This window comes from uncultured Tessaracoccus sp. (assembly GCF_947255005.1).
Lineage (GTDB): Bacteria > Actinomycetota > Actinomycetes > Propionibacteriales > Propionibacteriaceae > Arachnia.
This window is the reverse complement of sequence record NZ_CAMYFI010000134.1, coordinates 1-2,525: the sequence shown is the minus strand read 5'-3', so window position 1 is coordinate 2,525 and position 2,525 is coordinate 1. Positions and strand designations below refer to the sequence as shown.

Annotated in this window: 4 protein-coding genes; 1 reads left to right on the top strand and 3 read right to left on the bottom strand. The window is 64.2% G+C overall.

Translation table 11 applies throughout. The features are described 5' to 3' along the window. Window positions 1-3: 3 nt before the first annotated feature. From Q0X61_RS13285 to Q0X61_RS13275, 3 genes are read right to left on the bottom strand one after another with little or no spacing between them, the layout of a single operon-like run. Window positions 4-459 carry a hypothetical protein gene (locus tag Q0X61_RS13285; protein WP_297743376.1) on the bottom strand — a complete coding sequence of 152 codons (456 nt, stop codon included), beginning with the start codon at window positions 457-459 and terminating at the stop codon, window positions 4-6. 10 nt (window positions 460-469) lie between these two features. Beyond that, entirely contained in the window at window positions 470-1,894 is a 1,425-nt protein-coding gene (locus tag Q0X61_RS13280; RefSeq protein ID WP_297743374.1) for a WXG100 family type VII secretion target, read from the bottom strand. After that, window positions 1,894-2,211: a hypothetical protein gene (locus Q0X61_RS13275; protein WP_297743372.1), complete on the bottom strand. Its 318-nt coding sequence runs from the start codon at window positions 2,209-2,211 to the stop codon at window positions 1,894-1,896. Before Q0X61_RS13275 ends, Q0X61_RS13280 begins: the two co-directional genes overlap by 1 nt. Before the next feature lie 72 nt (window positions 2,212-2,283). On the opposite strand from Q0X61_RS13275, the gene Q0X61_RS13270 reads away from it, so the two are divergent. Next, a partial coding sequence (locus Q0X61_RS13270; protein WP_297743371.1) for a hypothetical protein occupies window positions 2,284-2,525 on the top strand: 242 nt, incomplete at its 3' end.

Sequence of the window (2,525 nt, the reverse complement as noted above, 5' to 3'; positions counted from 1 at the left end):
CAGTCAGGCAGCGTGGACGCTCTGGATGAAGGCTTGGAAGTCTTCGAGGTAGTCGTCGAGGGTGTCGCTTTCGGCGGTGAGCATCAGGCACAGCACCATGCGGCGGTCGGACTCCTCGTCTTCCAGCACCGTGAACACCTGGGCCTGCGAGATGTTGCGCCGAACCTCGGGCGCCACCTGCACGCTGAGATCCACCTGCTGCAGTGCGGAACCCTCGGCCTCGTCGACTGAGCGCTTCACCACCTGCGCCGACGGGTCCAGTGCCTGCAGGCGCTGGCTGACGTTCGCCACGGCATCTTCGAGGGAGGCCTCGGGCTGCAGCTCCGCCATGTCACCACTGATGTTGGGCCGAAAGTACTGGAACTCCCCTACCCGCATCGCGTTGAACATCTGACCAGCCTCGGGCTGCGCCGGCTCCCACATCGCGTTGGGGAGCTCAAACTCGATTGTGTCACTCATCGTTCACAGCCTACTTGCCCTTGAAATAATCGACGACGGCGCCGCCCGCCGACTTCACCGCGTCCACCGTCTTGGCCGGCTCGATGGTGATCTCGCCACCAACCTTGCCGCCCACACCGACGCCCGCACCGACGCCGAGACCAACCTGCAACTTGCCGTCGTCCCACTTCAGCTTGCCGTCCACTTCAGCACCGACGCCCGCCCAGGCCTCTCCCTTCGCGGTGGCACCCACACCGGCAACCTCGCCTCCGACGGAGCCCTCGGCCTTGGCGCCAGCGAACGCCCCAGCCGTCGCCTGCGCACCATCACGCCCGACCGCGACTTTGCCATCGACCTCTCCAGAAATCGACGCGGCACCTTCCGCGTTCACAGAGGCGTGTCCGCCCAGTGTGCTGACGCTGCCATCTGCGGACGCCCGCACACCGCGGAACACCGACCCCTCAGCGCCGATGCCCTTGTTACCGGCGTACACGCTGCCGTCGATCTTCAGCTCCCTGACTTCACCCTTGATGCCGCCGGAGATGGTGTTGCCATTCCCAAGGTCATGTTCGCCCCGGAGCTCGCCTTCGCGGTGGAAGCCGAAGTTCCTCTCACCCTCCATCAACTTGACCTTGACATCCGGAGAGGTGGGTTTGAAATCCTTCAGGTCGTCGTGGTCGCCGAACGAGCGCTCGCTCCATCGTCCGCGACGTCCACCCTCACCCGGGCGGAATTCCTCGTCATCACTGTACTTGTACTCGGCGCTCTCCCAGATTTCCTTGCCCTTGTTCAAGGCAACGTCTGCGAGCTTTCGCGCCTTCTCAGGCAGGCCGAGGGTTCGGCACAGGTCTAGCAACCGCTCGCCGACATTGCGGGCGATGTCTTTCACGCGGTCGATGGTCTTCCCGATAGCGTCGAGAATCTTCGCCGCGTTGTTGGCCATCTGAATCACCATCTGTAACAGCCGTGCGGCCTGCTGGATTGCCCACACGAGCCACTTCGCGAGCGCGGCCCCCAACGTCTTGACCGCAGCGGCCTTCGCCGTGTGGTACGCGGTGGTGACGGCCGTCACGATGGAGCGCACCAGCGTCGCAATCGAATTGGCGGCCTGGATACTCGTGTTGGCGGCCTGGTTCAGCAGCTGGGTGATCTGCGAAAACGTCGGCTCCAAGCTGTCGAGCTGCGAACCGATGCGCTCCACCTTGTTGTTGAACGCCTCGCGAGCGTGGCCGTCCCAGCTGGCAATCCCCGACGCAGCGCTGCGTGCCTGGCTGGCGAGCTGCGCCACCTGGCCGCCGATGGTTTCGAACATCGGCGCCGCGCCCTGCAGCTTCTCCGGCTCTCCGACGATGAGTCTGGTGGCGGTGGTGACCCCCATTCGAGCGGCGGCCATGGCCCCCTGCACTGGCGCGGGGGCAGCGAATGCGGATGAGACTTGCTGGGTGTGGGCTGACATCAGATCTCCGAGAAGTATCGCTGGGACAGTTCGACGGCTTGACGCTCCATGTCGTCGTACGTGTTCGACGTCTCGCTGAGCCCGGCCGACACTTCCTTCAAGGAATTGCTGACCTCACGCAGCGTCTTCATGCACTGATTCTGGTTCGCGCGGTAGGCGAGGTAGAGGCCGCTCTGACCAGGTATCCGCCCGAAATCACCCGCCCCCAGAGAGATCGACGAGAGCGCGCCTGCGAGCGTCTGCGCGGCGCTGCTGTTTTGCTGAAAACTGTCCGACGCCTGGTTGAGTTCGTCGGCAACCACCTTGAAATCAGTCACGTTTGCAACCCTAAAGGCCGAGGGGGTGCAACTCCCGTCGCTTCACCCCACCAATGTGCTTGAATTCGTGGCATGGATGCCGAATGGGACGAAACCTTCAATCGCCCGGAAGTCGCTGAACTCCTCAAACTCGCCGACGCGCAGTACGTCGGGCATGGGCCCAGGGGCGCTTCCGTGACCGTCGATGGGTCGGGGGCCATCGTCGCGCTCACTCCTGGCACCGACGATGCACCCGCCACCGCTGCCTCCGACATCGTGTCCGCCTGTAACCAGGCGCTGCAGCAGAGCAACGCGGCCGCGCAGCGGTACATCGC